The organism is Undibacterium sp. Di27W (assembly GCF_049340345.1).
GTDB lineage: Bacteria > Pseudomonadota > Gammaproteobacteria > Burkholderiales > Burkholderiaceae_D > Undibacterium.
In genome coordinates this window covers 396,572-420,844 of record NZ_JBMPOS010000001.1, presented here as the reverse complement: position 1 = coordinate 420,844, position 24,273 = coordinate 396,572, and the positions used below count along the sequence as shown (strand labels likewise).

Genomic DNA, 24,273 nt, shown 5'->3' with positions numbered 1-24,273 from the left:
CAATAAGAGCACACCATGTCTAACATCACCATACGTCCCAGCATCATCGCCTTTTCCATCGCCCAAGCTTATCTCTTGCTGTCATCTGCCAATGCGCAAAGCAACACTGGCAATGACAAGGCGCTGCCAGAAGTCACCATTACCGGTAGCAAAGTGACTGAACCCAAGGTGGAGCGCAGCAAGGTCACTGGCTTTATTGACACCGCGCTGGTAGATACGCCTTACTCGGTGAATGCTTTCAGTGCGGCGCAGATGCAGGATTTGCGCATACGTCAGACCACAGATGCCATGAAGTTTGATGCCAGTGTCAATGATGCCTATAACGCCATTGGTTATGCCGAGCAATTCTCCATACGCGGCTTTGCACTCGACAATGCCAGCAGCTACCGCAAAGATGGCTTTGCCATACCAGGGGATGCCGCCATCCCCCTGGAGAACAAGGAACGCATAGAAATCCTCAAGGGTATCGCAGGCTTCCAGGCTGGCTTTGCTACGCCAGGCGGCATCATCAATTATGTGACCAAACGCCCCACCAGCTACGCCGTTCGCTCTGCCACATTTGAAATCAGCGAGCGTGGCACAGTGTATGGCGCGGCGGATATCAGTGACAATTCCAGCGACAAGCAATTTGGCTTTCGCATCAATGCAGCAGGTGAACGCCTGCGTTCTTATGTCAAAGGCGCTGACGGTAACCGCCAGTTCGTTTCTGCTGCATTTGACTGGCACATCACACCGCAAGCCCTGCTGCAAATCGATGCGGACTACCAGCACAAATCACAATTATCAGTACCCGGTTTTCAATTATTCAATGGCACTGATTTGCCACGCGGCGTCCCTGCTGACCTGATGCTCAATGCCCAGCCCTGGGCCAAACCTGTCGATACCCGCAACAGCAACCTGGGCCTGCGTTTTGAATACCAGATCAACGCAGACTGGCGCGCCAGTGTCGCCGCTAATAAACATGAGTTCAAGCGCGATGACTACACTGCCTTCCCTTATGGTTGTGGTGCGGCCAATCTGTATCCTGGTTATTGCGCGAATGGTGACTATGATGTGTATGACTACCAAAGCGTCAATGAATCCAAATCACTGTGGGGCACACAAGCCCTGCTGAATGGCAAATTCAACGCTGGTGGCATGCAGCATGAACTGGCTGTTGGCATCAGCAATTCGCAACGCAAGGATTATTTTGGTGACTATGTCTATGACTATGCAGGCAGCAGCAATTTGTTCCGCCCTGTCAGCGTGATGCCATCAGCAAATAAAACCGGCCCCGTCTTTCTGCGTCGCACTGATAAGGAATGGTCAGCCTTTGTGCAAGACATTATCAGCCTGCAAGACAATCTGAAACTGCATCTGGGCCTGCGTCGTTTGAATATCTCACGTACTCAGTTTGATAATCCTGGCTATGACCAAAGCAAATTCCTGTCCACCGCAGCCCTGGTATTTAAACCGACTCAGCAAGTTTCTGTCTATGGCAGTTTTGCCCAGGGGCTGGAGCATGGCGGCATCGCCCCTTTCGGCACCAGCAACGCCAGCCAGATGCTAAACCCTGGTAAATCCACGCAAATTGAATTTGGTGTGAAAGCAGATGTGCAGCGTGACCTGAGCCTGTCTGCCGCCATCTTCCGCATCAAAAAACCGCTGGAATATACCAATAGCAGCAATACCTATGTCAGCAATGGTGAAGCACTGCACACAGGACTGGAACTGTCTGCTCAAGGCAAACTCACGCCACAGTTGAACCTCGGTGCCAGCCTGACAGCCCTTGATGCCAAACAACAAAACACGGGGATCAGCAGCCTGGACGACAAGCGCGTCATGAACGTGCCGCGCTTCAAATCTACTGTCTATACCGATTATGCCGTAGCGGAAGTCAAAGGCTTGAATGTCAACGCAAGCTGGCAATATGCCAGCAGCAAGGCATTCAGCCCGGATAATAGTGTGACTGTGCCTGGCTACCATGTCGTCAATCTGGGTGCGCGTTATGCGACGCAGATCGGTACAACAGCCACTACCCTGCGCTTTAATATCGACAATGCGCTGGACAAGTTTTACTGGCGTGACGTGACGCAATCCCTGGGTGGTTATTTATTCCCGGGCGCACCGCGCACTTATAAAGTGTCGGCACAATTTGATTTCTGATAGCTGCCAGATAGCTTCACTTCATAAAAAAGACAGGTTCAAACCTGTCTTTTTTTGCTACCTGCACATCCTGATTGCTGCATGACTTATAGGTGCAGCAATACAGCGTTTTTACCAGTTTGCACTTAAGAGTCCGAATCCGGCGAGGATATCCCAGCCTGCGTGCTCAATAATACCTGCGCGGATATTGCCACGCCAATGGGCGAGTATACCCAGAAACAGACCATGCAACACAATAGCTATTACTGAGCTGAGCCCCTCATAGGCATGCCCAATACCGAACAGGATAGCCTGGAGCAAAATGGCGACGCCAACATTTCCCGTCATTAAAGCAAGCTGACGCTGGAGATAACCCCGAAACACGATCTCTTCACATATGCCGGCACTGATGGATAAACATATCCAGGCAGTGATTCCAAAAAAACCAGTCGGCCTGGAAGAGAGTATAGGATTACTGGATGGCGAAACCTGATCTGGCAAGAGATAATGTACACCAGATGAGCATGCATAAATCAGCACAAGTGCCAGTACGGCATAGGCACAATCACTAATCAATTTATTCGGCGTGAAGGACTTGAATTCAAAAAATTCCAGCACTGAACGGCCATAGCCCTGCATGCCTTTATAAATGAAAAATGCCCAGTACCAAAGTATCGCGATCATGATCAAATTCGTCTTGAGCATTTGAGATGGATCAGGTGTCTGGCTAACAGCAGGCTTGCTTGAAACATTCAACACTCCAGCCACCAGCAAAATCATGACGATGCCAAACAAAGTCAAGGTATGCCTTGGTGAGGCCAATAATTTCTTTGGATTTTCTATCGTTCCGGTCGCACTTGCTGAGTTGTTATAGAGCTGGTTCATGCTAGGCATATCCTTATATTTGTTGAATATCAAGTGTGATAAAACATCAGAAAATTTTATCGATGTGATGCAAACCGGATGAAGAAAGGCAATGTGCTCCTGTCATTTCGCCTCGTCTCTATCTTCAGGTTTTTACTTCCACAAAACACGGGATGCGTGATCCTTATGCTTTGAATTTTTCATTGCCTTGACTTAACAGCCTGACGAAGAATTTCAATGCGGCCGTCGTGCGATCCAGATCACCCGTACTCATATATTCCAGCACCAGACCATCGATCACAGCACCGCATAAAGTAGCGATGGTACGGCGCTCGGCTGATTCAGGTAAGCCATGCTCAAGTACTTCCAGCCAGCTGGAACTCGTATCGGATAAAAATTGTGCATAGACTGCGGGATTTTGCAGCGCCAGTACCTGAACCTCAAACAGCAAGCGCACATAGCGAATATTGTCACTGTCGGTAATCCAGCTCCAAAACGACTCCATACTGGCTTCACCTTGAGTAGCATGCATCATTTTGATCACTGATTGCTGTACACGAGAACGCGCCTCATCCATCACGACCGTGATCAATTTTTCCTTGGATTCGAAGTGGTAGATTAATAGTCGCGCACTGGTTCCAATTTGCTCTGCCAGTGGTCGCAACGACAGCTCAGCCAGGCCGTTAGCCAAAAAATAGTCAAGCGCGTTATCGCGCAATTCATCTCGTCTAGTCATGAAACACATGTTACATGAAACGATCGTTACATACAATTAAATTTAATAAAGCTTTTGATTTATTTTTGACGTATTAAAAAATTGCTGTCCAGACTAGTCGGGCATCGCCTCTTTATTACCTCAGTATTGATATTCAATACTTTGCAGGCAGCGAGTGTCATCACAGACAAGCTGTGTCATCCTGGACCTGACATTTCAGCAAAGCCATGAATGATGAGGAGTGAAGACATGATGAACAGTTTCAAGTATATTTTTCTTGTTACCGGCAGCCTGCTCGCTGGTTTTGCAGGTGCAGAAGAAGTGTTGAAATGCCGCGCCAGCTTCCCGAATTTTGGCAATGGTAAACATCAATTTGAAATACAAATCGACAAATTGGCTGATGGAAGACTGGCAGGGAAAATTGATGGCAAAGCAGCCAACCAGGACATCAGGATGAAGGAATATCCCGTATCCAGGGATCTTGATTATGCAACTGATCCGTATTCAGCTGCCTATGGTAAATTCAACGAGGCTGAAGTTGCACTTATCCATATCCACAAGCTGCAAAACGACCAGCACCTGGGGGAACGGACTATCATTTCATTTCTATTAAAAGAAGTCAGCAAGGTTGACTTCTATGACATGGCAGGAGGTAAGCCAAACAAATTTGGCGGTACAGTATTATTTGCAGCCTATGATAAATCAGGCAAACTTTTAGGACGGGTATTCCGGTCCATCATGGTGGCTGATTGCATTTAATTGATCTCTAGCCCTTGTCCAGGCAAATCACTGGACAAGGTTTATTGCGTGACGGGGGAAATTACACATTTGCCCTGACGAGAAAATCCATCCCTATCTCGCGCCAGCATTCAATTTCTTTTTGCAACCAATAAGCTACGGTGGGATGCACACTGACCCAGTCACGCTTCATTTCCAGCTCGACCCGGCCTTTCATTTTCAGGCGCACATCTTCAAAGTCAATTTCTGCTCGTGAGTGCATGAGCATGACAGCCAGGCGCAGGGCCAGCACTGCTTTGGCAAAATCCTGGTCACCCAGGCCATCGCCCACTTTGCGCAAATTACCTTTCTGGCTGAGGATGAGTTTGCTCATGACCCTTTGCTCGCGCGCAGTAAAGCCCGCCATATCGGCATTTTCTACCATATAGGCACCGTGCTTGTGATAGCCAGTATGTGAGATCGCCATGCCGACTTCATGCAAGATCGCACTCCATTGCAATAAGCGCACATAGGTATCACCAGCAGGTTTCAATTGCAGATACAGGGATTTGACCATATCTGCAACCCGGTTTGCCCGCGACATATCAGTACGGAATAAACTGGCAAAGGTCTGTACTGCCACTTCGCGACGGTCACGCTTGGTGGCGCGCAAATACAGGTCCCACATCACACCCATGCGCAAACCGGCTTCGATGGGTAGCAAGACACTGATATTAAATTCCATCATCAAACCTATGAGTATGGCCAGCCCACCAACCACCATGGCAACACGCTCAGGCTTGATGCCACTTAACTCCAGTTGATCGATTTGCCCGCATTGCACACAATATTGTTTGAGTGCATTCAGACTCTTCAAGGTCAGACTGCCATCACCCAGCCCACCTTTGCTGATGGCATCAGAAATCGCCCGCATTGTACCTGAAGAACCATAGGCCTTGCGCCAGTGCTGGGGTTGATAAGGTGGCGCTGCATCTTCAAACATGGAGCGGGCTGACAGGATGGCAGCTTCAAATGCCGCATCCGTCAAACGCCCGTCAGGAAAAAAGCTGGCACTGTGCTTGACCGTGCCTATGCTAAAAGATTCCACTTTCACGATTGCATGGCCGTGACCAAGTATCACCTCGGTAGAGCCGCCACCAATATCCAGCACCAGACGGCGCTCCTCTGGTATAGCCACGGCATTTGACACGCCCATGTAAATCAGGCGCCCCTCTTCTTCGCCGGAGATTACTTCTATGGGGCAGCCTATGGCCGCCTCGGCCAGCGGCAATAATTGCGCAGCATTTTTGGCGATGCGTATGGTATTGGTCGCGACTACGCGCAGGTTTTCTATCGGATAAGCATTCAGGATTTCACGAAACCGCGCCAGGCAGTTGATCGCTTTATCCATGGCCTCTGGCGTCAGGTTGCCATTTTTATCGAGGCCTGCTGCAAGGCGTATGGGATCGCGTGCGCTTTTGATGACTTTGATGACATCGCCTTCATGCCGGGCGATGTGCATGCGAAAACTGTTGGAACCCAGGTCAACGGCGGCCAGCATGTTTTCTATCCTTTACTGAGTATGAGTATGGCGATCAACAAACGTGTTTAAAATAGCTAAATACAGAATAAGCATAAATGATATTAATCATTCTTTATGACCATACAGTGACCGTGACAAGCGACGGTGGTCTGCACACCACAAAATGCTTAAGACTGCACAAAAAATCTTCTTTGCATAGCTTCCAGTCCCGTTGTTTTCAAGACTTCAGCCAGGCGCTCTGCCGGCCTTTTGGCGGGCAAGCCCTTGTATTCTGCCACGATGAGCTCATTCTTCATGGAATGCTCCCATCCTACCAGTTCTGTGACCCTGACCTGATATCCATGCGCTTCCAGTTGCAAACAACGCAGTACATTGGTGATCTGGCTACCAAATTCACGTGTATGGATAGGATGACGCCACATTTCTGACAAGGGATTATCCTTGACCGCATCGCCCTTGGTCTTGCGCAGTTCTGCCGCCACTTCCGCCTGGCAGCAAGGCACCAGCACCATGAACTGGGCTTTTTTCTTGAGAGCGAACTGGATAGCGTCATCAGTAGCAGTATCGCAAGCATGCAAGGCAGTGACGATATCGATTTTTTCGGGCAAGGCTGATGAAGTAATGGAATCGGCAACAGACAAGTTCAAAAAAGACATGCCAGGAAAATCCAGCCGTTGCGCCAGCTCAGTCGAACGCTGCACCAGTTCGTCGCGCGTCTCTATGCCATAAATCCTGGCCTTGCTTTGCGCTTGTTCTGACTTGAAGAACAAGTCATACAAGATAAAACCCAGATAAGACTTGCCTGCGCCATGATCCACCAGGCTGATATCTGCATGATCTTGCTGCAATTTCAGCAGTAGCGGCTCTATGAACTGGTACAAATGATAAACCTGCTTGAGCTTGCGGCGACTATCCTGGTTCATCTTGCCGTCGCGCGTCAGTATATGCAGCTCCTTGAGCAGTTCCACTGACTGTCCTGGACGTATCTCATGCTTCTCTTGCGTCTCTGGTGTCTTTTGTATAGCCTGCTTGTTGACCTTGCCAGCTTTCTTTTTCATGGTATGACGCTCACAGAGAGTATGAGGACACGATAGTCCTGCAACCGATATTAAGATAAACGACTGGAGAGACGCCAGCTCTTTATGCTGGCGCTTCAGCACATCAGAGTATGCCATCAGCCAAAGTGGAAAACAAAAAAGGACTCAGGCATGACACCTGAGTCCTTTGTTTTGGTAGGCCGTGCGGGATTCGAACCTGCGACCAACGGATTAAAAGTCCGCTGCTCTACCAGCTGAGCTAACGACCCAAAACTGTTACAAACTGCTAAAAAATTTAAAGACTTAGTAAAGCGACCTAAGTCTTTGGTATTCGTGGTAGGCCGTGCGGGATTCGAACCTGCGACCAACGGATTAAAAGTCCGCTGCTCTACCAGCTGAGCTAACGACCCGAAGACCAAGATTATAGGTGGTTTCGGGGTCGCTGTCAACGCCGCTGCCAGATTAAGGAATATAGCCTTATTTTAAGGCTGCCAGGCGGTTCTTGGCTGCCTGGGCTGCTTCGGTATCAGGATACTTGGCAATCACGCTTTCCAGGACCTTTTTGGCGGCAGGCTTTTCTTTCAATTCTATATGGCAGGAAGCGATATTCAACAGGGCATCAGCTGCCTTGGGATGATCGGGATAGTTCTTTACAACCTGCTGCATGTTCAAAATGGTATTGCGGAAATCCCGCTGGGCAAAGTAAGCGAAACCCAGCCAGTATTGTGCTGACCCGGCAAATGCGGATTGCGGATAATTCATCAGGAAGCTGGAGAAAGCTGGCGTTGCCGCCTTGTAGTCACCTGCCTTGAACAAGGCCATGGCGGCATCATAAGAACGCTGCTCACCGACATCAACGGTGGCTTCTTGCCCGTCTACAGTCATGCGCTTGGGCTCCAGCTTGCGGATGCGATTGTCGAGATCCACATAAAAATCCTGCTGGCGCTTTTGTGCATTCGCGAGGTCATTGGCCAATACTTCGATCTGGCCGCGCAGCTTGGCGATTTCTGCATGCAATACTTCATTCTCATTTGCCAGCGCAAAGGCGGAGCTTTTGTCTGCCTTGGTTTCCAGCCTGGAGTCCAGCTTGGCATTCACAGCATCCACTTTTGCCCGCAAGTCCAGGATGGCCTTGCGCGCCTCATCATCATCAAAAATACCGGCAGATGCCACCGAGGGCAGAAATGCGCAGGACAGTGCTGCTGCGAGGAAGGTAGTGCGTAGGGAATTGAGTTTCATGGCAATCTGAAAAAATGGATATGCACTGCACCTTCAACATCAAAGATGCAGCGCCAAATGCAAAGAAAGCCTCAATCGAGGCTTTCAAACACGGGCTTACTTGTACAGAATGTCGGAACGACGATTTTCTGCCCAGGAAGCTTCGTCACTACCTGTTGCCTTTGGTTTTTCCTTGCCCAAAGAAACAGCTTCAATTTGTGCATCAGATACACCCAGCAAAGTCAGGGATTTGCGTACTGCTTCAGCACGTTTTTGGCCCAGTGCCAGATTGTACTCACGACCACCGCGTTCATCAGTATTGCCTTGAATCAGAATGTTGCGGTTTTTGTTCGTTACCAGGAACTTGGCATGCGCATCAACCACAGGTTTGAATTCTTCTTTCACAGCATAGCTGTCATAGTCAAAATACACGCTGCGTTTAGCCAGGGCACCTTGCGTCAATGGATCAACATTTGCTGTCACTTGCTTGACTGCATTGGTGTCAGTTTGCGTATTGTTTGTTGTTGAAACTGGTTTGTCTTCAACTTTCTTGTCTTCCAGAGGGACTTTGGAAGCACAGGCAGTCATCAGAACTACACTGGAAATCAACATTGCCAGGGTTTTGGATTGGGATGTAAAACGCATTTTCTCTCCTGATTAAAATAGATAAGCAAATAATTAAGCGCAATTAGCTAAGCAAATAGTCAAATACTGCTTATTTCATGAAAGGACCCCAAGTGGGTTCCCGAATATCTCCGGCCTGGACCGTCAATTTTTGTTTCACCTTACCATCAATGGACACTACAGCAAGCGAGCCGCGGCGGCCGGACTCGGTTGCATACATAATATAACGTCCATTCGGTGAAAAGCTCGGTGACTCGTCCTTGGTAGTGTCTGACAGCCTGAGTTCCTGGCCGCTGGCCAAATCCAGTACATATAACTGGAATTTGCCATCGCGACGTGAAATATAAGCCAAAGTCTTGCCGTCGGGGGATATTCTTGGTGTGATATTGTAGGAGCCACCAAAAGTAACGCGCTTGGCTTCACCCCCACCTGCACTCATTTTATAGATTTGCGGATTACCGCCACGGTCACTGAGGAAGTAAATTGACTGACCATCAGCTGCAAATTGTGGCTCAGTGTCGATGGAGGAGCTGGAAGTCAATTTTTGCAGATTACCGCCACTGGCGTTGACAGTAAAAATCTGAGTCTGACCATCGCGCGACAAGGCCACTGCCAGCTTGCTGCCATCTGGCGACCAGGCTGGCGCAGAATTATTACCTTTAAAATTGGCAACTTCAGTTCTTTCACCAGTGACCAGATTTTGCACCAAAATTACAGGTTTGCGCTTTTCAAAGGACACATAGGCAACCTTGGTACCATCTGGAGACCAGGCTGGTGAAATAATCGGCTCAGGCGAGCGCAAGGCGACTTTGGTGCCTTCGCCATCTGCATCAGCCACTTCAAGCCTGTATTCAGAACCGGCCTTGGTCACATACGCAATGCGAGTGGAAAAAATACCGCGTACGCCGGTCAGTTTTTCATAGATATCGTCAGCAATTTTATGGGCCGTCAGACGTACATTGGCAGGAGGGGCAGTAACGGCAAAGCCAGACAAGGTGCTGGACTTCACGGTATCAAGCAATTTATAGCGCACATCAAAGCGGCCATCAGCCAGGCTTTGCACGCTACCAACTACAAGCGCATCTGCGCCTTTGGATTTCCAGTCGCCGAAGTTGACGACAGCGTTTTCATTCAGGACGACATTGGCATCAATAATTTTGAAATAACCACTGCGCGTCAGATCATCCTTGATGATGCTGGTGACTTGCTGAGGTGTCAGTGCTTCGTCAGTGAAAGCGGCAATGGCGATAGGAATCTGGTTGGAACCTACGCCAGAAACTTCTACCCTGATCTGGGCTTCAGCCAGGGCAAGGCCAGACAAATTAGCGACTGCGGCGACAACTGCAGTGACAGCGATTTTTTTCAACATGGACATCATCGGAGTTTATTCTTCCTTCATACGATAAACCAGCGTCAGGCTGGTCGGGACAAGGCCAGTCTTATCACGCGGAAAAGGTGCAGACTTTTCTATGCCTGCAGCCACAGCGTCATCAAAACTGACAATCCCCGAGGATTTAACTTTGCGTATTGCACCACGGAGTGATCCATCTGGCAATAGGTTAATGCTGTATTCCACTGTAGGATTACCGGCCGTGCTATCAATTCCGCCAAAAACTGTATTGGATCTGACCTTGGCAGCGATTTTTGCGATATAGCTAGGGTCGCCACGGTTATTGCCCGTCGATTTGTCAGCAGTGCCAGAACCGCCACTCCCTACCTTGGCAGCCTGATTGGTAACACGCGCCAGTTCTTCTTTGTATAGGTCGTCGGATTTTTTCTTGTCCTTGGCCAGCAATTTTTTCTTCTCGGCAGCTTCTTGCGCAAGCTTTTCTTCCTTGCGTTTCTGCTCTGCTAATTTTTCCTGCTGTTCTTCTTTGCGTTTTTTCTCAGCCAATTCACGCTGATGCTCTTCTTCTTTTTTCTTTTCGAGCAATTTACGTTTTTTTTCCTGTGCCAGAGCGATTTCCGGGTCTTCCTGACGCACTTCTTCCTTGACCGGAACTGGCTCTTTTGGTTTTTCTTCCACTACAGGGTCGGGGATGGGGATAGGCTTAGGTGCGGCTTCGCGGGTCGTCGTATCCCAAAGCTCGGCTTCTACTACGTTACTGGCCTTATTTTGCCAACTCACGCCTATCCACAAAAAACTTAATAAAATAACATGAACAAGCGCAGCCATTGCGATGGCTCGCAGTTGCCCTGTCTGATGCTGATGGAAATCCGGATGTGCTTGATTGGAAACCTGATTCATAGTCCTTAAGACTTTATTGGCACGACTTGGTTCCGGAATTGTTAACCACGTCAGTGACAAAAAATGCGCATTAATGTTGTAACAGCTGAAATTATAAACCGCAATGGGCTTTTACCCCAGAGTTCATAACTATCGAATATGTTAAAGCATAATATAAAGCTATTTTGTGTAAAATTTGTAAGTATTAGCGAATTAGCACTCAACGCTGGATGGCAAGGTCCTTCGCCATGCCTTGCAATCTGGTTCTTGATTTCATGATGCAGGCGATTACTTCATGCTCCGCCGCCCAGCGACTAGAATGAAGATGATGGTTTGTTTGCCTGACATCAGGCTGTATTTTTTCTTTTATCCAAGAGCAAAGGAAAATCATGTCCCACTTAGCCACCCCAGGTGCGGTCGTCTACGCCAAAGATTTGAGTAAAGTCAGCTGTTTTTATGAACAACTCCTGCAATCCATCGCGACGCATGCGGAAGACGAATACACAGTCCTGGAATTACCGCATTTCCAATTAGTCATTCATGCCATACCGGACCGCATTGCCAACACTTTCGAAATCACATCTCCGCCCAAAAGACGTGGGGAATCAGCCGTCAAATTGATGCTGCCAGTTGCCAATATAGGCAAAGCCAGGGAAGTGGCTGCCAGTTTGGGCGGACAAATAGATGCGGCCGATCGCGAATGGGAATTCCAGCATTGCCGCATCTGCGATGGCCATGACCCGGAAGGAAATGTCATACAAGTCAGGGAATTTATCTCCAGGTAAGCACAAAAATATGAAGCGAAGCCGAATTGATCTTGAAACTTCTACGACCTTATACGGTCCATCATCTTTTTAATCCTGATGGGTAAACGAAATGATGGATCAAGCAAACCGGCTCAGCAAACTCACTATTTCTTTGCACTGGATCATCGCGATTCTCATCGTGGGTTTATGCGCCGTCGGCTTGTACATGACCAGGGCTGAGGCCTGGGCGCTTTATCCCTTGCACAAATCACTGGGCGTGCTGGTTCTGATTATCGCCATTGTGCGCATCATCTGGCGCATATGGAATGGCTGGCCTGCTGCTGCGGCAAACTATACAAAGCTGGAACAAGTAACGGCCAAAGTCATTAAATGGGCATTGATCCTTGGCACGATAGCCCTGCCCTTCAGTGGCATGCTGTTTTCCGGGGCCAGTGGCCATGGCTTTGGTATTTTTGGCCTGGTCCTGGTACCTGCACAGCATATGCCTGGCAATCCGGCTGAAGTTCTAGCGTACAGTGAATTCTGGGCAAGCACTGGCGAAACCATGCATCATGTCAGCGCCTATATCCTGATCGCCGCCATACTCTTGCATATGGCAGGTGCACTTAAGCATCACATCATCGACAAGGATGCAACACTCAAGCGCATGCTGGGCAAATAAATCCTGCCATTTCCAAAGAAAATATATGATGCATAAAACCTGGATAAGCGGGCTATTGTTCGCCCTTGCCTTGCCCGCTGCCATCGCACAAACCACATCGCCTGCCTGGGATGCCTGGCTGACAAACAATACCAGCGCCGTCTCAGACAACAATGCCAGCGATGTCTATGCCGACCTGGCCGCTTTTGGTGCCGCCATCAAAGACAAGCGCATCGTCATGCTGGATGAGCAAAGCCATGGCGAAGAAAATGTCTTTGCACTGAAAGCCAGACTGGTCAGGTATCTGCATGAAAAACACGGTTACCATGTATTGGCACTGGAAAGTGGTTTATATGATGTAGACCGCATCTGGCGTACTGCTGATGCGGCGAACAACATACGCTCACAAGCAGCAGGAAATGTGTTCTACCTGTATGCCAACAGCCCGGCCATGCAGGGTTTGTTCGATTATCTGCAAACACAAAAACAGGGCAAGTCTCCATTGATATTGTCTGGCATGGACGGTCAGCACACAGGTCTATATGCCAGGCAATATCTGGTGGCTGATCTGAAAAATCAAGTCAATGACAAACTGGGGAATGATGCGTTCTGGGACAAATTTACTGAGCTCAGCTTGCAGTTGTTCAGCATGAACCGCTCCCTGCCAGATGAAAAAACCCAGGCGCAATACTTTCAATTCATACAGAAATTAAAAACTGCCCTTTCTTCCAGGGAGCAATATTTTTGGCAGCGCATCGTCATCAGCATGGAAGATCAGGCCTTGCGCTACTGGGGGCACAGGCATGAACACCGCAGTGCGGTCATGGGTGAGAATTTATTGACCCTGTTAACGCAGCGCTACGCCGACCAAAAAGTCATCGTCTGGGGTAATTTTGTCCATTTGAATCGCAGTGGCTTGCCACAGCATGGCAATCTCGGGCATGTCATTAGCCGACAGTTCAAGGACAAAGTCTATGTCGTGCATTTCACAGGCAACAAGGGCAGTTACTATAATTTCTTCAACGATCAGAACACGCCTGTCCTGAGCTTTCCTTCCAAGACGATAGAAAATCATCTTGCACCCCAGCCGGGGCCTTATAATTTTACTGACTGGCGAAAACTGCCTGTACAACTGAAACAGGATGTGAGCATGCAGGCTGCATTGACGTCTTATTTGCCACAAGGCTTATATGAACTACCTGAAGCTGGGCCTCAATGGCATGAACGTATTGATGCTACGTTTTATCTGGATAAGATAACGAGTACCAAACCATGAGCTTGGTCGCAGATTTTTAATTCAATCCGTTTTAATAAACGACTTATAAAAATCAATAAAAGCCCTGACCTTGACTGGAATATGTCGACCCGGTGGCAAGACGGCATACACCCCACCCCTGGGCAATTCATAATCAGGTAAAAGGCGTTGCAACTTGCCAGCCTTGATCGCCGCCGCCGAACTCATTTCTTCCATGGCAGAGATACCCGCACCATGCTGTAAGAGTGTGAGTAAGGCAGTCGGAGAATCAACCTGCATGCGTGACTTCATATGCAAGCTGTGCACGTTACCGTTTGCATCGCTGATTTTCCAGGTCAAGGGCGTCGGCAGCAGGGATAATGCTATCCATTGATGCGCTCGTAGATCTTCTGGCAATTTGGGTGTGCCATGTTTTTTCAAGTAACTGGGCGCAGCCACGATATATTGTTGAAACTCACCCAGCTTGATGGCTCTTTGTGAAGAATCACGCAACCAACCCATACGAAAAGATAAATCTATGCCATCGGCGACCAGGTCCGATATGCGGTCGCCAGTACGTAAATCCATGCTCAATTGTGGATGGAGACGAGAGAATTCAGCAACTGCAGGCGCGATAGCCAGGCTTGCGTGGCTGACACTGGCGGAGATGCGCAGCAAACCAGTTAGCTCGTCTTGCTGACTCCCTACTTGCGTTAACGCATCGCGCAGGCCTGAGAGCAAGGGTTGACACTGCTCGTGCAGATGTCGCCCGGCATCAGTCAAGGCCATCTGGCGCGTCGTGCGTGTAAACAAACTTAAGCCTAACTGGTGCTCCAGCCTGTTGATTTGCACACTGATCTTGGCCTTTGCCACATCCAGCCTGTCGGCCGCTGCGGTAAAACTACCGGCCTCTACAACAGCAGCAAATATCGTCAGGCTATTCAGATCAATCTGGTCCAGCGTTGCCATCCTCCCACCTCTACTTGCGCGCTTGATACACATCATTTTACTCTGGCAACGATGATTGATAAGAATTTTCTAACAATGAATTAATAATTATGACGTTTATCTAAGCAATCAAAACTGTCAAACTGCACTCCATCAACTCATAGCTCAAGGAGAAATAAATGAATATCGCCCTCATCGGTGCCAGTGGTTTCATAGGATCGGCCATTTTGAAAGAAGCTTTATCGCGTCAGCACAAGCTTAGCGCTTTTGTCGCACATCCAGAAAAATTGGCAGCAACTGACAATCTCCAGGTATTTGCCACCGACGTACAGGACCTGGATGCGCTGGGCAAACAATTGGCTGGCTTTGATGCCATCATCAGCGCCTTTAGCGGCCACGCCAATACTGAGACCCTGGCTTATTACGTCAGTGGCATCAAGAACATCATTGCAGCCGCCAAACATGTACACACGCCACGCTTGCTGGTTGTTGGTGGTGCAGGTTCGCTGGAAGTTGCGCCTGGCTTGCAGGTGTTGGATACACCCGACTTCCCAGAGGCCTATAGAGCATCTGCAGAAGGTGCGCGTACTGCTCTACAACTTTTACGTCAGGAAGAAACGCTCAACTGGACCATGCTCAGCCCTTCAGCCATGATTGCGCCAGGACAACGTACTGCACAATTCCGCCTAGGCAAAGACAGTTTATTGATCGCTGCAGATGGCAAGAGCCATATTTCGGTAGAAGACTACGCCGTCGCCATGCTCGATGAATTGGAAAAACCAGCACATCAAGGTCAACGATTTACTGTTGGATATTGATTAACAACATCTAAAGTCACGTGGGTGCATACTAAGGTAGGGGATGCTTATGCGGACAGCATTTACTGTGATATCTTTCAGTCTCACAGTAAACCGGCTTCCCGGCAAATCAACCGTAGTTAACCCACAAACACTTTGGAAATAATCATATGAGCGCACTGGTAATCAAGGAATGGAAAGTTGGCACTAAGGCCATCGATGATAAAAACAATTTCATCAGCATCACAGGCCGCCAAAGCGGACTGATCGCCTGGATTTTATCTTTGATGGGGGTCGATCCAACTACCAGGATTTTGGTTGGCGTGGATAGAGTGGAGTTCACCTCCAACTCCCTGGCTGGAACAGAATCACGTATGTTACCGCTGCAAAGTATTTGTTCGACTTATTACGGCTATCACAAGCCTTGGAAGAAGGCACTGGGCTTCTTTGCAATAGCTTTCTTTATTGCGTCCAGCTTGATAAAGGAGCAGATGTTTACTCCTGCGATTGTAATATTGTTAGTTGGGGCGCTGATAGGTTTGGTGTACTACTTTTTAAACCGCGAACTGACCATGGGTTTTGTTGAAAATAGTGGTCTCATTGACGGCATACGATTCAAGCGCTCTGTCATTGAAAATATTGATGTGAATGAAGAGCAAGCGAAGTCTGCTTGCGTCATCATACAAAAATTGATAGAAGCCAAGGAAAAGCGTAGTACGGCGGTCAGTAGCTAAGCCAAAGTAAGCAATACCAGGCTTTGCGGACTTGAAAGCCGAATGACAAGCGGGCTGCCAATTTTAGTGTAGGCAGCCCGCTTGTTTTTATTGGCGCTTACATTAATTGCCGCTTATATTAAGCAGCCAACTAAGCACCTAGCTAAGTAAGGCTACGTAAGCTTAAGTAAGGCGCTTTAAACGCCGCAAATATTGCCCTGGTGTTCCTACGTTCAGATAATCCTTGCCATCAAATACAAAGCTGCGCTTTTGTACCGTGCCTGTGTAGGCACGCATGACATCGGCAAATACGTTCATGACTATGGTGCCGCCCAGATGCGGGTGATTGGTATCCATCTCTACCGTATAGGTGCCGAAATAGGCATACGGGCTAGCCGTGGCAAAGCTGTCGATCAGCAGGGAATGTGGCACTTCCCAGGGCTTTTGCGGTGTCAGCCAGGATGATTGCGGCTGACCGCTGAAAGGGTCTGCTGGTATCGCCAATGGTGGATTTTGCGAAATCATCAAACTGAAGTGGCCGCTCTTGTCATATACCCAGTAACCTGCCGATGGATTGCCCCAGGGGTAGGTTTTCTTGGTCGGGTCGCTGGGGTCGTCACCGATATCCCAGGCTTCGACCATTTCCCAGCTACCGATGAGGGTTTGTGCATTGAGGCTCATATGAAATTCCTTCTGCAAATTTAATCAACTGTCTATTTTGGGCAACCTTCATTGATCCAGGTCTGGAACATCGCAAGCTGTTCTTTGGTAAAAGGCGGATAAGGTGGTGGTGGCATGCCGCCCTGTAACTGGCTCAATACCATGCTGGCATTGAGCCTGACATCATCGTATTTGGTCAGGTCCAGCCGCCACATCATGGATGCGCGAAACTGATTGAACAGAGGCGCAATATCTTTTTCGAATGAAACCTGGCTCATGATGTCAGCTCCATATTATTGACAGGAATTTTCCAGACACAGCCGCTAGCGGCGCGTGCGCGTATATCTTTTTTTGCAGTGAATTCAAAATCGCCAAAATCGACCACATACATGAATGCACCATCTGGCGAAAAAGCGACATCAATCGGCCGGTGCCAGGGCACAGATGCCAATGCGGGCAAGGCATGCTTGCTCCAGTCTTTGGTATCTACACGGATAAGATTGCGCCCCACTCTTGGCCCCGGCGGCCCGGTCATGGGACGTTCATCGCCAAATTGCGCGACGATGAGATCACCGGCATGGTGTAGCCCGGCAGGTATCTGCGCCATCTTGACTGCACAGGCATTGACATCGAAGGCCATTAAGGGTGTTTCTGGGGCTGGCAGATCTGCATGATTAGCCAGGACAAAGGCTTGCCCTTCACCTTGTGGATTGCGATAGGCTGGCGCGTTTATGGGCAAGCCGCCGAGATAGTCTGGCCAGCCATACCAGGCACCTGGTTTTATTTCAAACAGAAAGTCAGGGCAATTCCAGACTGGCCGCACACCGCGTACGTCAGTTCCCTGCTCGGTCGCAATGAGTCTGCCATCCGGCAAGAATAACAAGCCAAAGGCATTGCGTATGCCCCAGGCTAGCAGCTCCAGATTTGTACCATCCAGATTACAACGCATGATGCTGGCAGTGCATGGCGTCTGGCCTTGTAAGCAGGTTCCACCTGCGTGCACTTGTCCAAAGCGCGCAAATGCGCTGGAGGAAATTTGCTGGCCTTCAGGGTCGCTGACTGTCGCTACATGGTCACTGAGCGTAATGTCATAGCCAGGTATATCTGGCGCATGCCTGGTTTCACGCAGCCAGGCCAGGTCGTGCGAATCCGTGCCTATGATGCCGCTATTAGTCATGGCACCCTGACCAAAATACATTTTATTGTCTGGCCCTACCGCCACCATATTGGTGTGGTAATTGCCAAAGCCAGGCAGATCATCCAGCAACACCGCCCACGCGTTTGTTTTCAGGTCAAGACGACTGATGCGACCTGGATAGCCCCCCTCAGAAATGATGAGGCTGTTGTCATGCCAGACCAGACCATTGACTGGCTGGCGCAAATTATTCAATAATTCCTCGACGCTGCCATCTTCATTGACACTGAGTATGCGCCCGCCTTTGGCAGCGCCATCAAATGGCAAACCCGTCTCAGCAATATATACCTGCCCGGCAGGGGAAACCGCCACACTGCTAGGGAAATTAAGATTGCGCACATAGGCCTGCATGGCCGTGCGTTCACTCTGGTCTTTTGGCATGATGAACAGTCCGTCAGTCGTTATACATCATGCGTACAGCCAGAAAACACATATAGGCACCGGCCAGCAATTCCACGCGCTTGGGTAAAAAATTACGTATCCAGTTGGCGAAATACAAGCCAAAGCAAGCCATGCCTGCGCTGATGACACCGATGATGATGGCCGAAGTCATCACAGGCGCACTGGAAAAACTGACACCTGCGCCAGCGACGACATTGTCAAGGCTTAGCGCAAGCGGCAAACCCAGCAAAAAGCCCGGATGATTGACGAATTGTGGCAAGCCTTTGGCTTCGCTGCGATAAGCCAGCCACAAGATAATGACGCCACAAGCGAGCATGGCAAATGGTGCGATATGGGAGGCAAGCGGGCCCAGCATACTGATCAGGCCGCGCCCAAGCAGCAGGCCCAGTATCGCAGCCCCCAGCTCACAAGCACAAAACGCGATTGCCAGCATATGCATACGTCTGCGCTGCATGGGTAACAACCCCAGAGACGTGCTGGCCTGCAAATTGTCGAGCCCGGCGACAATACCAAACAAGATGACTTCAAGCATGTTGATTCTCCTGGTCTTTCAAACCATAGATACGCAATACCCCGCCCTGCTTGCCAAATACCAGCGCACCGGCCACCATATAATTGCCTGCCACTGCCGGCCCCAGGCAATAGCCATAGCCACCATTCATGCCACCAGTCTGGTCACCCAGATTGTCTTGCCAGAGCATCTTGCCGCTATAGACATCAAAGGCATACACAGCCACTTTGGAGGTGGAAAAGAACACCAGATCGTTGACGACCACAGGAGAGCTCAAACCTGATTCACCAGGTGTGCGGTACATCGGCGGTTGTGACTCTATGTACAGACGCGGATCACTGTCATCCATGGCCCAGGCATCTTCCAGGGTTTCCCAATCCAGGGCGCGCATGAAAGGGGTCGTGCGGTAATCAATGCCAGCTTCGACATTATGATAATTATTGCCGCCTACGCCGATGAACAGACGACCCAGCGCAGTGTGCACGGCGGCTGTGCTGTAAGTGCCAGAATAATTTTCCTGATCTTCTTCATCCGACTCTTGATTTGGCACATAGGGGTCCATACGCTGGTCGTTGGGGGAGACATGCGGATCGACCGTGGGTATCTGGGTGCCATCGTTATAGAAAGGCAGTAATTGTCGCCAGTTCAACAATTCCAGCGTCGCTGCATCAAACCTGAAGAAGCCACCATTCTTGCAACCAGCAGTGACAACGCGGCGGCCATTGATGGTCAACAGCGTAGGTGAACCACCAAAATCAACATCGACGTCGGTAGCGCGATAACTGCTCTCTGCCGGTGGCTGACTAAAACCACGAAATTGACCGCTGGATGCGTCCAGCGACAATATACCGTTGGAAAAACCTTTACTGGGCAAGGCACTGTCAGGCACAGGGTTGCCAGTTGCGCAGTACAGGCGATCCAGCCGCTCATCATAGGCAATGGAAGACCAGACCGAGGCCCCGCGTATAGCAGGATTATTCGGCCCTATGGTGTACATGGCTGGCAAAGTGCCGCTCACAGATTCTGGCGGCAAGACATTGGGTAAATTGGGCACGCCTTCTTCATACTGGCATGTGCAGTATATCCATTGCACCTGACCAGTCTGGGCATCCATGGCATAGATAAAGCCAAAGCAGCCGGGGTTTTCACCCTCACCCATGCCAACAAAGACGAGACCATTGCTGCCATCTGCAGCCGCTACCACCGGAGATGACCAGCCTGCTGCTGGCACGCCTGCCGAGACATCGCCAAGATTGGATGTGGGTTGATTGAAATCAGGATCAGCATGGCGCAAATCCACAACCCAGTTCAAGCTCAGGTCCGTCGCATTCAGGCAATAGAACTTGCCATTGAAAGCGCTGAAATAGACTTTATTATCCCAGATAGCCGGGGTGCACCCCATGCCCATGAAGCCGTGCGTATCACCTTCAGTCGGGTCTATCGGCCATTCATAATGCGCCACCGTCATGCCGCTGGACAATTCTATCTTCATGAACTTGCCACCATTCGCTCCCGGCAATTCATGATTATTCGCCAGCCCTACATACAGGTAACCATCGACGATGGCAGGCACAGACAAGACCGGGCCAGGGATGGCTATATCATGTAATAGCGTGAATTGATCAAGCGTATCACGACTAATATCACTGCCCTGCACTTCACCCGTGTGCGCAGTATCGCCATGGAACATCCACCAGTTAGTTTGCGTCATTGCGGCTCTCCAGAATGTCAGGCGGGAATATAGTCAAATGTGGGACCGGCAGTCTGGCCAGGAACGACTTCCCGCGTCATCAGCAACTGTGCCTGCTCTCTGAGCGACTGCATGGACAGCAAGGCCAGTGCAAGATTGTCAGGCTGGCCGTTAAAGACATTGTGCAGTTTGCGCAGCATGTCAGAGTAAGTGCTGTTGAAAGTCAGGTTCAGGTCGGTAATGCGCGGCTTGCCTGCATAGCTATGTGGGTTGGGATTGCTGATGACAGGGTAAATGCCGCCGACATCAAATTTTATGCGATGGCCTTCAAATACCCAGGCAGGCTGGTCTGGCTTTGGTGTGGGGTTGGCGATCAGTTTGCGGCCATGGTAAATCTCTGCGTATTTGTAGTAATGCGCCAGTTCATGCTCAGGATCAATCGGGCTGGTGTCGCTGCCCTCGCCCTGCTCAACGATCATATCTATCGCCGCCAGCGCTGTTGCCTCATCGTAGACACCCTTGTTTTGCAATTCCTTGAAACCCGTCACCAATTGTTTTTCTGGTGGACCGGTAAAGATATTACCCATTTTGGACAATTCACAAATTTCTTTTTTGATGTGCGCATAGAACTCGCCTATGGTCACACCATCTGCTGGCGGTGTTGTGCCATCCACGGTTTTCTCGGGTTCTTCTATAACCATGAATACATCAAACAGCAATTGCTTGGATAGTGCGGCCAAGGGGACGATGAGGCTGTCCTCAACCGAACCTGGCAAGTTTCCGGGATAGTGGGGAATAAAGTGCTGATGATCAATTTTCGGATGCCCACCTATGGCATTAAGGACATTGCAGTCCAGCGACATGTGCAACATCTCTTGCTTGACGATGGATTTGATGAGATGGGCGATTTCCAGATTCTGGTCTGTCTTGATTGAATACAAGGCATACAGATAAGGCGGTATGGTCGAATGCTCCAGCTCTATGGCAGTTTGCAAGGAATGCTTGAGCAGTTTCAAGCGATGATCGAAGCTATTCTCACGGCATTCGATCAATGCATGTTTGAGGCGAATCATGAATTCTCCCGACGGGTAACAGTCCATTAACGCTTACTAGCCTGAATATCGCCTTGAATGTGGCTTCATATTCAATGCGCATATTTAACATTTTTAATAGCCTATTTAACATCATCCCTCATGATTATAAAATACGCAAGTGATTATCTAAAAAACAAATAAAAATCAACTTACTGTGTCTTTCATGTAACTCACTCACGCATACCAAGGTCAACTTCAGGCTTTCTGCTACGTCATCACAGGCTGCAAAATCACCATAAGTACCGGATTTCAATACGTCTTGTCCACGCATGCAGGGCCTGCAATTTTCCATTGGCATAGTTTTTTCAACTTTGCGAGACTTCGCTCCGAGCTCTCCGTCGGAGAGTAGTTGTGCGGCAAGAATGCCGCCCGGACTGTTTAGCTTCCATTGATGAAAAGGGTTCACCATGAAACATATTTTTACACTGACAGCCATCGCTTTCTCCAGCTTCATGGCAATGTCATTTTCTGCCCAGGCACAAGACAAACCGGCGCAAGAGCCTGAGACGACTGCAGTCATGGGCGCAGGTTTTTTCTATGCGCCTGAATACCTGGGCGCAAAGAAAAATCGCTTTGGTCCGGCCTTGTTTGGCGAATACCAAAACAAGAATGGTTTCTTTCTCAGCTCTTCCCGTGGCATAGGCTACAGCCAGAAAGTCGATAATTTTTCCCTGAGCGCAGGCCTGGGTTATCGTGCTGGCCGCGAAGACTCCCGCGATTCTCACTCCCTGTCCAGTTCCGATGATTTGAAAGGCATGGGTGATATCTCTGGTTCGGCAACTCTGAATTTGAATGCGAGCACCACATTTGCTGGCGGCATCAGTGCCAGCTTCGGTACCAATCTGGCGCTCTCTCGCAGAGAAAACGGTAACGCCTATCATTTTGGCTTGTCGGCCCCGGTGTTTCAAACTACTTCAGACAAAGTCGAAATCGGCGGTTCTTTGACTTATAGTGACGCCAAATACAACCAGACATATTTTGGTGTAACACCTACTCAAACTGCCAATTCCGGCTACAGGACATTTAGCCCCAAAGCGGGCTTTTCCCAGGCATTGGGAACCGTCTCCTGGACGCATGTCATAGACAAAAACTGGTCAGTACGTAGCGCAGCTGGCGTCTCGCAAGTATTAGGTGATGCGGCAGACAGCCCATTGACCAAAAAGAAAACCAGCCCTATCTTGTTGACTACGGTAAATTATACTTTCTGATTTTCTTTGGCTTGAATAGACTCCTATCCTAAAAAAACGGGCCTGATATCCACGAGATTCAGGCCCGGTTTTTATTAAGCAGTTTGCAAAGCAGGAGGCACATTCCTGATTTTTTTACGCAGATAAGTATTTGCTGGTTCAGCAACATAGCGAGCCACCAAACCAGCCAGTACTGCACTCAGTAACAGGAACAAAAAAAGGCAGGGCAAGCGCATTTCATACGACAATTCCTTCTTGCTGATGATATTGCGCATAAGCGCCAGCACGATGATGTGAAACAGATACAGTTCATAACTATGCCTGCCCATCCAGCCTAGCCATGCCATTCCTTTGCGTATGGCCCAGCCTTGCTGAGATGCTTGTTTCGTCGCCATCAAAAAAGCAGCACTGCACAGAGAAATCAAAGTAAACCCTTCGACTTCATGGCCACCTATGCCGCGCAAATATACAACTGCCAGGACTAGCATGGCGAACCAGCGCAAACAAATTGCGGCAGTTTTCCTTAACTCAATCTTTTGTGCCAGCAATGCAGTCAGGCAGCCTATGGCAATCGCGTCAAAACAGGCGAAGTAGGCGTACATGTATTCAATTTCATTTTTCAGATGCTGACTGCGGTAGATAGGTGCATACACGATCAAGCCCAGGCAGAGCAAAACAAATAAACTCTGTTTGCGCAGGGTAATGCACAACAAAGGCAGGCAAAGATAAAACATCTCTTCGACAGACAGCGGCCAGTAGATATTGAGGCAATAATTAAAATAGCCTGTCGACTGCATCAAAACGTTATGCCAGAAAGTCAGCACCGAGCCTGCTGCAATGAAAAAATATGAGGCAGGCATATGATGGCCGTTATCAGCATTATCAAAATGCGGCACGCCCAAACTGCCGAGCGTGACAATGATGAATAAGGCCAGTAACAATGGCGGCATGATGCGGGCAATTCGCAACAGATAAAATTCTCGCCAGTTGATATGCGCCAGACTGCCCCAGCGCCTGAGTGAATTGGAAGTGATCAGGTAACCAGAAATGGTGAAGAAGATAGTGACACCATAATTGCCATTCAATACGATGGCACGCAATACATCTGGCCCGAGCAAACTCCCCAGGGGGCTGTCTTTCAAGCCAAGTCCAAGTGAGAAATGCAAAAGCAAGACCAGCAAAATGGCCAGTCCACGTAAAAAATCAATTCCTGCGTTTCTGCTGCTTATATTTTCCTGCATGGACAAACATCCTTCAAATCCGGTGAATACACAAAGAAGAGGGTTGACTCTGAATCAACGCATTCGTTTCTTTGTATACCATATTTCCAGGGATGAACGACTTGCAGAACAGTTGAAGCAAATTC

General features: G+C 49.2%; 25 protein-coding genes and 2 tRNA genes. 8 read left to right on the top strand and 19 right to left on the bottom strand.

What is annotated here, in order from left to right; translation table 11 throughout:
* The first annotated feature begins 15 nt into the window (after positions 1–15).
* A complete protein-coding gene (locus ACO0LF_RS01830) occupies positions 16–2,145 on the top strand; it encodes a TonB-dependent siderophore receptor (protein ID WP_423011374.1) in 2,130 nt (709 codons plus the stop codon).
* Positions 2,146–2,256: 111 nt separating this feature from the next.
* On the opposite strand, the gene ACO0LF_RS01825 is transcribed toward ACO0LF_RS01830, so the two are convergent.
* Complete coding sequence (locus ACO0LF_RS01825) at positions 2,257–3,009, bottom strand: CPBP family intramembrane glutamic endopeptidase (RefSeq protein ID WP_423011372.1); 753 nt, start codon at positions 3,007–3,009, stop codon at positions 2,257–2,259.
* Between the two features lie 163 nt (positions 3,010–3,172).
* Positions 3,173–3,724: a TetR/AcrR family transcriptional regulator gene (locus tag ACO0LF_RS01820; protein WP_423011370.1), complete on the bottom strand. Its 552-nt coding sequence runs from the start codon at positions 3,722–3,724 to the stop codon at positions 3,173–3,175.
* Positions 3,725–3,952: 228 nt separating this feature from the next.
* Between ACO0LF_RS01820 and ACO0LF_RS01815 the strand changes: the two genes are divergently transcribed.
* Positions 3,953–4,462, top strand: a complete 510-nt coding sequence (locus ACO0LF_RS01815) for a hypothetical protein (protein WP_423011368.1) — start codon at positions 3,953–3,955, stop codon at positions 4,460–4,462.
* A 61-nt stretch (positions 4,463–4,523) separates the two neighbouring features.
* On the opposite strand, the gene ACO0LF_RS01810 is transcribed toward ACO0LF_RS01815, so the two are convergent.
* From ACO0LF_RS01810 to ACO0LF_RS01775, 8 genes are all read right to left on the bottom strand, one after another.
* Positions 4,524–5,981, bottom strand: a complete 1,458-nt coding sequence (locus ACO0LF_RS01810; protein WP_423011366.1) for a Ppx/GppA family phosphatase — start codon at positions 5,979–5,981, stop codon at positions 4,524–4,526.
* Positions 5,982–6,130: 149 nt separating this feature from the next.
* Positions 6,131–7,021, bottom strand: a complete 891-nt coding sequence (locus ACO0LF_RS01805; RefSeq protein WP_423011365.1) for a class I SAM-dependent methyltransferase — start codon at positions 7,019–7,021, stop codon at positions 6,131–6,133.
* A gap of 172 nt (positions 7,022–7,193) precedes the next feature.
* Positions 7,194–7,269, bottom strand: a tRNA-Lys gene (locus tag ACO0LF_RS01800).
* Between the two features lie 65 nt (positions 7,270–7,334).
* A tRNA-Lys gene (locus ACO0LF_RS01795) sits at positions 7,335–7,410 on the bottom strand.
* Positions 7,411–7,477: 67 nt separating this feature from the next.
* Positions 7,478–8,239: a tol-pal system protein YbgF gene (gene ybgF / locus ACO0LF_RS01790; RefSeq protein WP_423011363.1), complete on the bottom strand. Its 762-nt coding sequence runs from the start codon at positions 8,237–8,239 to the stop codon at positions 7,478–7,480.
* 96 nt (positions 8,240–8,335) lie between these two features.
* Entirely contained in the window at positions 8,336–8,863 is a 528-nt protein-coding gene (gene pal / locus ACO0LF_RS01785) for a peptidoglycan-associated lipoprotein Pal (protein WP_423011361.1), read from the bottom strand.
* Positions 8,864–8,933: 70 nt separating this feature from the next.
* Positions 8,934–10,211, bottom strand: coding sequence for a Tol-Pal system beta propeller repeat protein TolB (gene tolB / locus ACO0LF_RS01780; RefSeq protein ID WP_423011359.1), 1,278 nt, complete (start codon positions 10,209–10,211; stop codon positions 8,934–8,936).
* 15 nt (positions 10,212–10,226) lie between these two features.
* Positions 10,227–10,970: an energy transducer TonB gene (locus tag ACO0LF_RS01775; protein ID WP_423011357.1), complete on the bottom strand. Its 744-nt coding sequence runs from the start codon at positions 10,968–10,970 to the stop codon at positions 10,227–10,229.
* 488 nt (positions 10,971–11,458) lie between these two features.
* On the opposite strand from ACO0LF_RS01775, the gene ACO0LF_RS01770 reads away from it, so the two are divergent.
* From ACO0LF_RS01770 to ACO0LF_RS01760, 3 genes are all read left to right on the top strand, one after another.
* Complete coding sequence (locus tag ACO0LF_RS01770; RefSeq protein WP_423011355.1) at positions 11,459–11,854, top strand: VOC family protein; 396 nt, start codon at positions 11,459–11,461, stop codon at positions 11,852–11,854.
* A 91-nt stretch (positions 11,855–11,945) separates the two neighbouring features.
* Entirely contained in the window at positions 11,946–12,497 is a 552-nt protein-coding gene (locus ACO0LF_RS01765; protein ID WP_423011353.1) for a cytochrome b, read from the top strand.
* A gap of 25 nt (positions 12,498–12,522) precedes the next feature.
* Entirely contained in the window at positions 12,523–13,752 is a 1,230-nt protein-coding gene (locus ACO0LF_RS01760) for an erythromycin esterase family protein (protein ID WP_423011351.1), read from the top strand.
* Between the two features lie 21 nt (positions 13,753–13,773).
* On the opposite strand, the gene ACO0LF_RS01755 is transcribed toward ACO0LF_RS01760, so the two are convergent.
* The gene (locus tag ACO0LF_RS01755) at positions 13,774–14,679 is read right to left on the bottom strand and encodes a LysR family transcriptional regulator (protein ID WP_423011349.1); all 906 of its coding nucleotides are present in this window, start codon (positions 14,677–14,679) and stop codon (positions 13,774–13,776) included.
* A 158-nt stretch (positions 14,680–14,837) separates the two neighbouring features.
* On the opposite strand from ACO0LF_RS01755, the gene ACO0LF_RS01750 reads away from it, so the two are divergent.
* A complete protein-coding gene (locus tag ACO0LF_RS01750) occupies positions 14,838–15,476 on the top strand; it encodes an NAD(P)-dependent oxidoreductase (RefSeq protein ID WP_423011347.1) in 639 nt (212 codons plus the stop codon).
* Between the two features lie 149 nt (positions 15,477–15,625).
* Entirely contained in the window at positions 15,626–16,189 is a 564-nt protein-coding gene (locus ACO0LF_RS01745; RefSeq protein WP_423011345.1) for a hypothetical protein, read from the top strand.
* A gap of 162 nt (positions 16,190–16,351) precedes the next feature.
* On the opposite strand, the gene ACO0LF_RS01740 is transcribed toward ACO0LF_RS01745, so the two are convergent.
* The 7 genes from ACO0LF_RS01740 to ACO0LF_RS01710 all read right to left on the bottom strand — a co-directional run bounded on the left by ACO0LF_RS01740 (position 16,352) and on the right by ACO0LF_RS01710 (position 22,156).
* Positions 16,352–16,849, bottom strand: coding sequence for a lipocalin-like domain-containing protein (locus tag ACO0LF_RS01740; protein WP_422950426.1), 498 nt, complete (start codon positions 16,847–16,849; stop codon positions 16,352–16,354).
* Between the two features lie 32 nt (positions 16,850–16,881).
* Positions 16,882–17,106: a hypothetical protein gene (locus tag ACO0LF_RS01735; RefSeq protein ID WP_423011343.1), complete on the bottom strand. Its 225-nt coding sequence runs from the start codon at positions 17,104–17,106 to the stop codon at positions 16,882–16,884.
* Positions 17,103–18,404, bottom strand: a complete 1,302-nt coding sequence (locus ACO0LF_RS01730) for a PQQ-dependent sugar dehydrogenase (protein ID WP_423011341.1) — start codon at positions 18,402–18,404, stop codon at positions 17,103–17,105. The genes ACO0LF_RS01735 and ACO0LF_RS01730 overlap by 4 nt, the downstream gene beginning before the upstream one ends.
* Before the next feature lie 13 nt (positions 18,405–18,417).
* Positions 18,418–18,957, bottom strand: coding sequence for a manganese efflux pump (locus tag ACO0LF_RS01725; protein ID WP_423011339.1), 540 nt, complete (start codon positions 18,955–18,957; stop codon positions 18,418–18,420).
* A complete protein-coding gene (locus tag ACO0LF_RS01720; protein ID WP_423011337.1) occupies positions 18,950–20,647 on the bottom strand; it encodes a PQQ-binding-like beta-propeller repeat protein in 1,698 nt (565 codons plus the stop codon). Before ACO0LF_RS01720 ends, ACO0LF_RS01725 begins: the two co-directional genes overlap by 8 nt.
* Before the next feature lie 17 nt (positions 20,648–20,664).
* Positions 20,665–21,699: a ferritin-like domain-containing protein gene (locus tag ACO0LF_RS01715; RefSeq protein WP_423011335.1), complete on the bottom strand. Its 1,035-nt coding sequence runs from the start codon at positions 21,697–21,699 to the stop codon at positions 20,665–20,667.
* Between the two features lie 124 nt (positions 21,700–21,823).
* Positions 21,824–22,156 carry a hypothetical protein gene (locus ACO0LF_RS01710; RefSeq protein WP_423011333.1) on the bottom strand — a complete coding sequence of 111 codons (333 nt, stop codon included), beginning with the start codon at positions 22,154–22,156 and terminating at the stop codon, positions 21,824–21,826.
* Between ACO0LF_RS01710 and ACO0LF_RS01705 the strand changes: the two genes are divergently transcribed.
* Positions 22,128–22,928, top strand: coding sequence for a MipA/OmpV family protein (locus tag ACO0LF_RS01705; RefSeq protein WP_423011331.1), 801 nt, complete (start codon positions 22,128–22,130; stop codon positions 22,926–22,928). The two genes, ACO0LF_RS01710 and ACO0LF_RS01705, sit on opposite strands and share 29 nt — an antisense overlap.
* Positions 22,929–23,002: 74 nt before the next feature.
* Here ACO0LF_RS01705 and ACO0LF_RS01700 read toward each other — a convergent pair whose 3' ends face one another.
* Positions 23,003–24,148 carry an acyltransferase family protein gene (locus ACO0LF_RS01700; protein ID WP_423011329.1) on the bottom strand — a complete coding sequence of 382 codons (1,146 nt, stop codon included), beginning with the start codon at positions 24,146–24,148 and terminating at the stop codon, positions 23,003–23,005.
* Between the last annotated feature and the right edge of the window lie 125 nt (positions 24,149–24,273).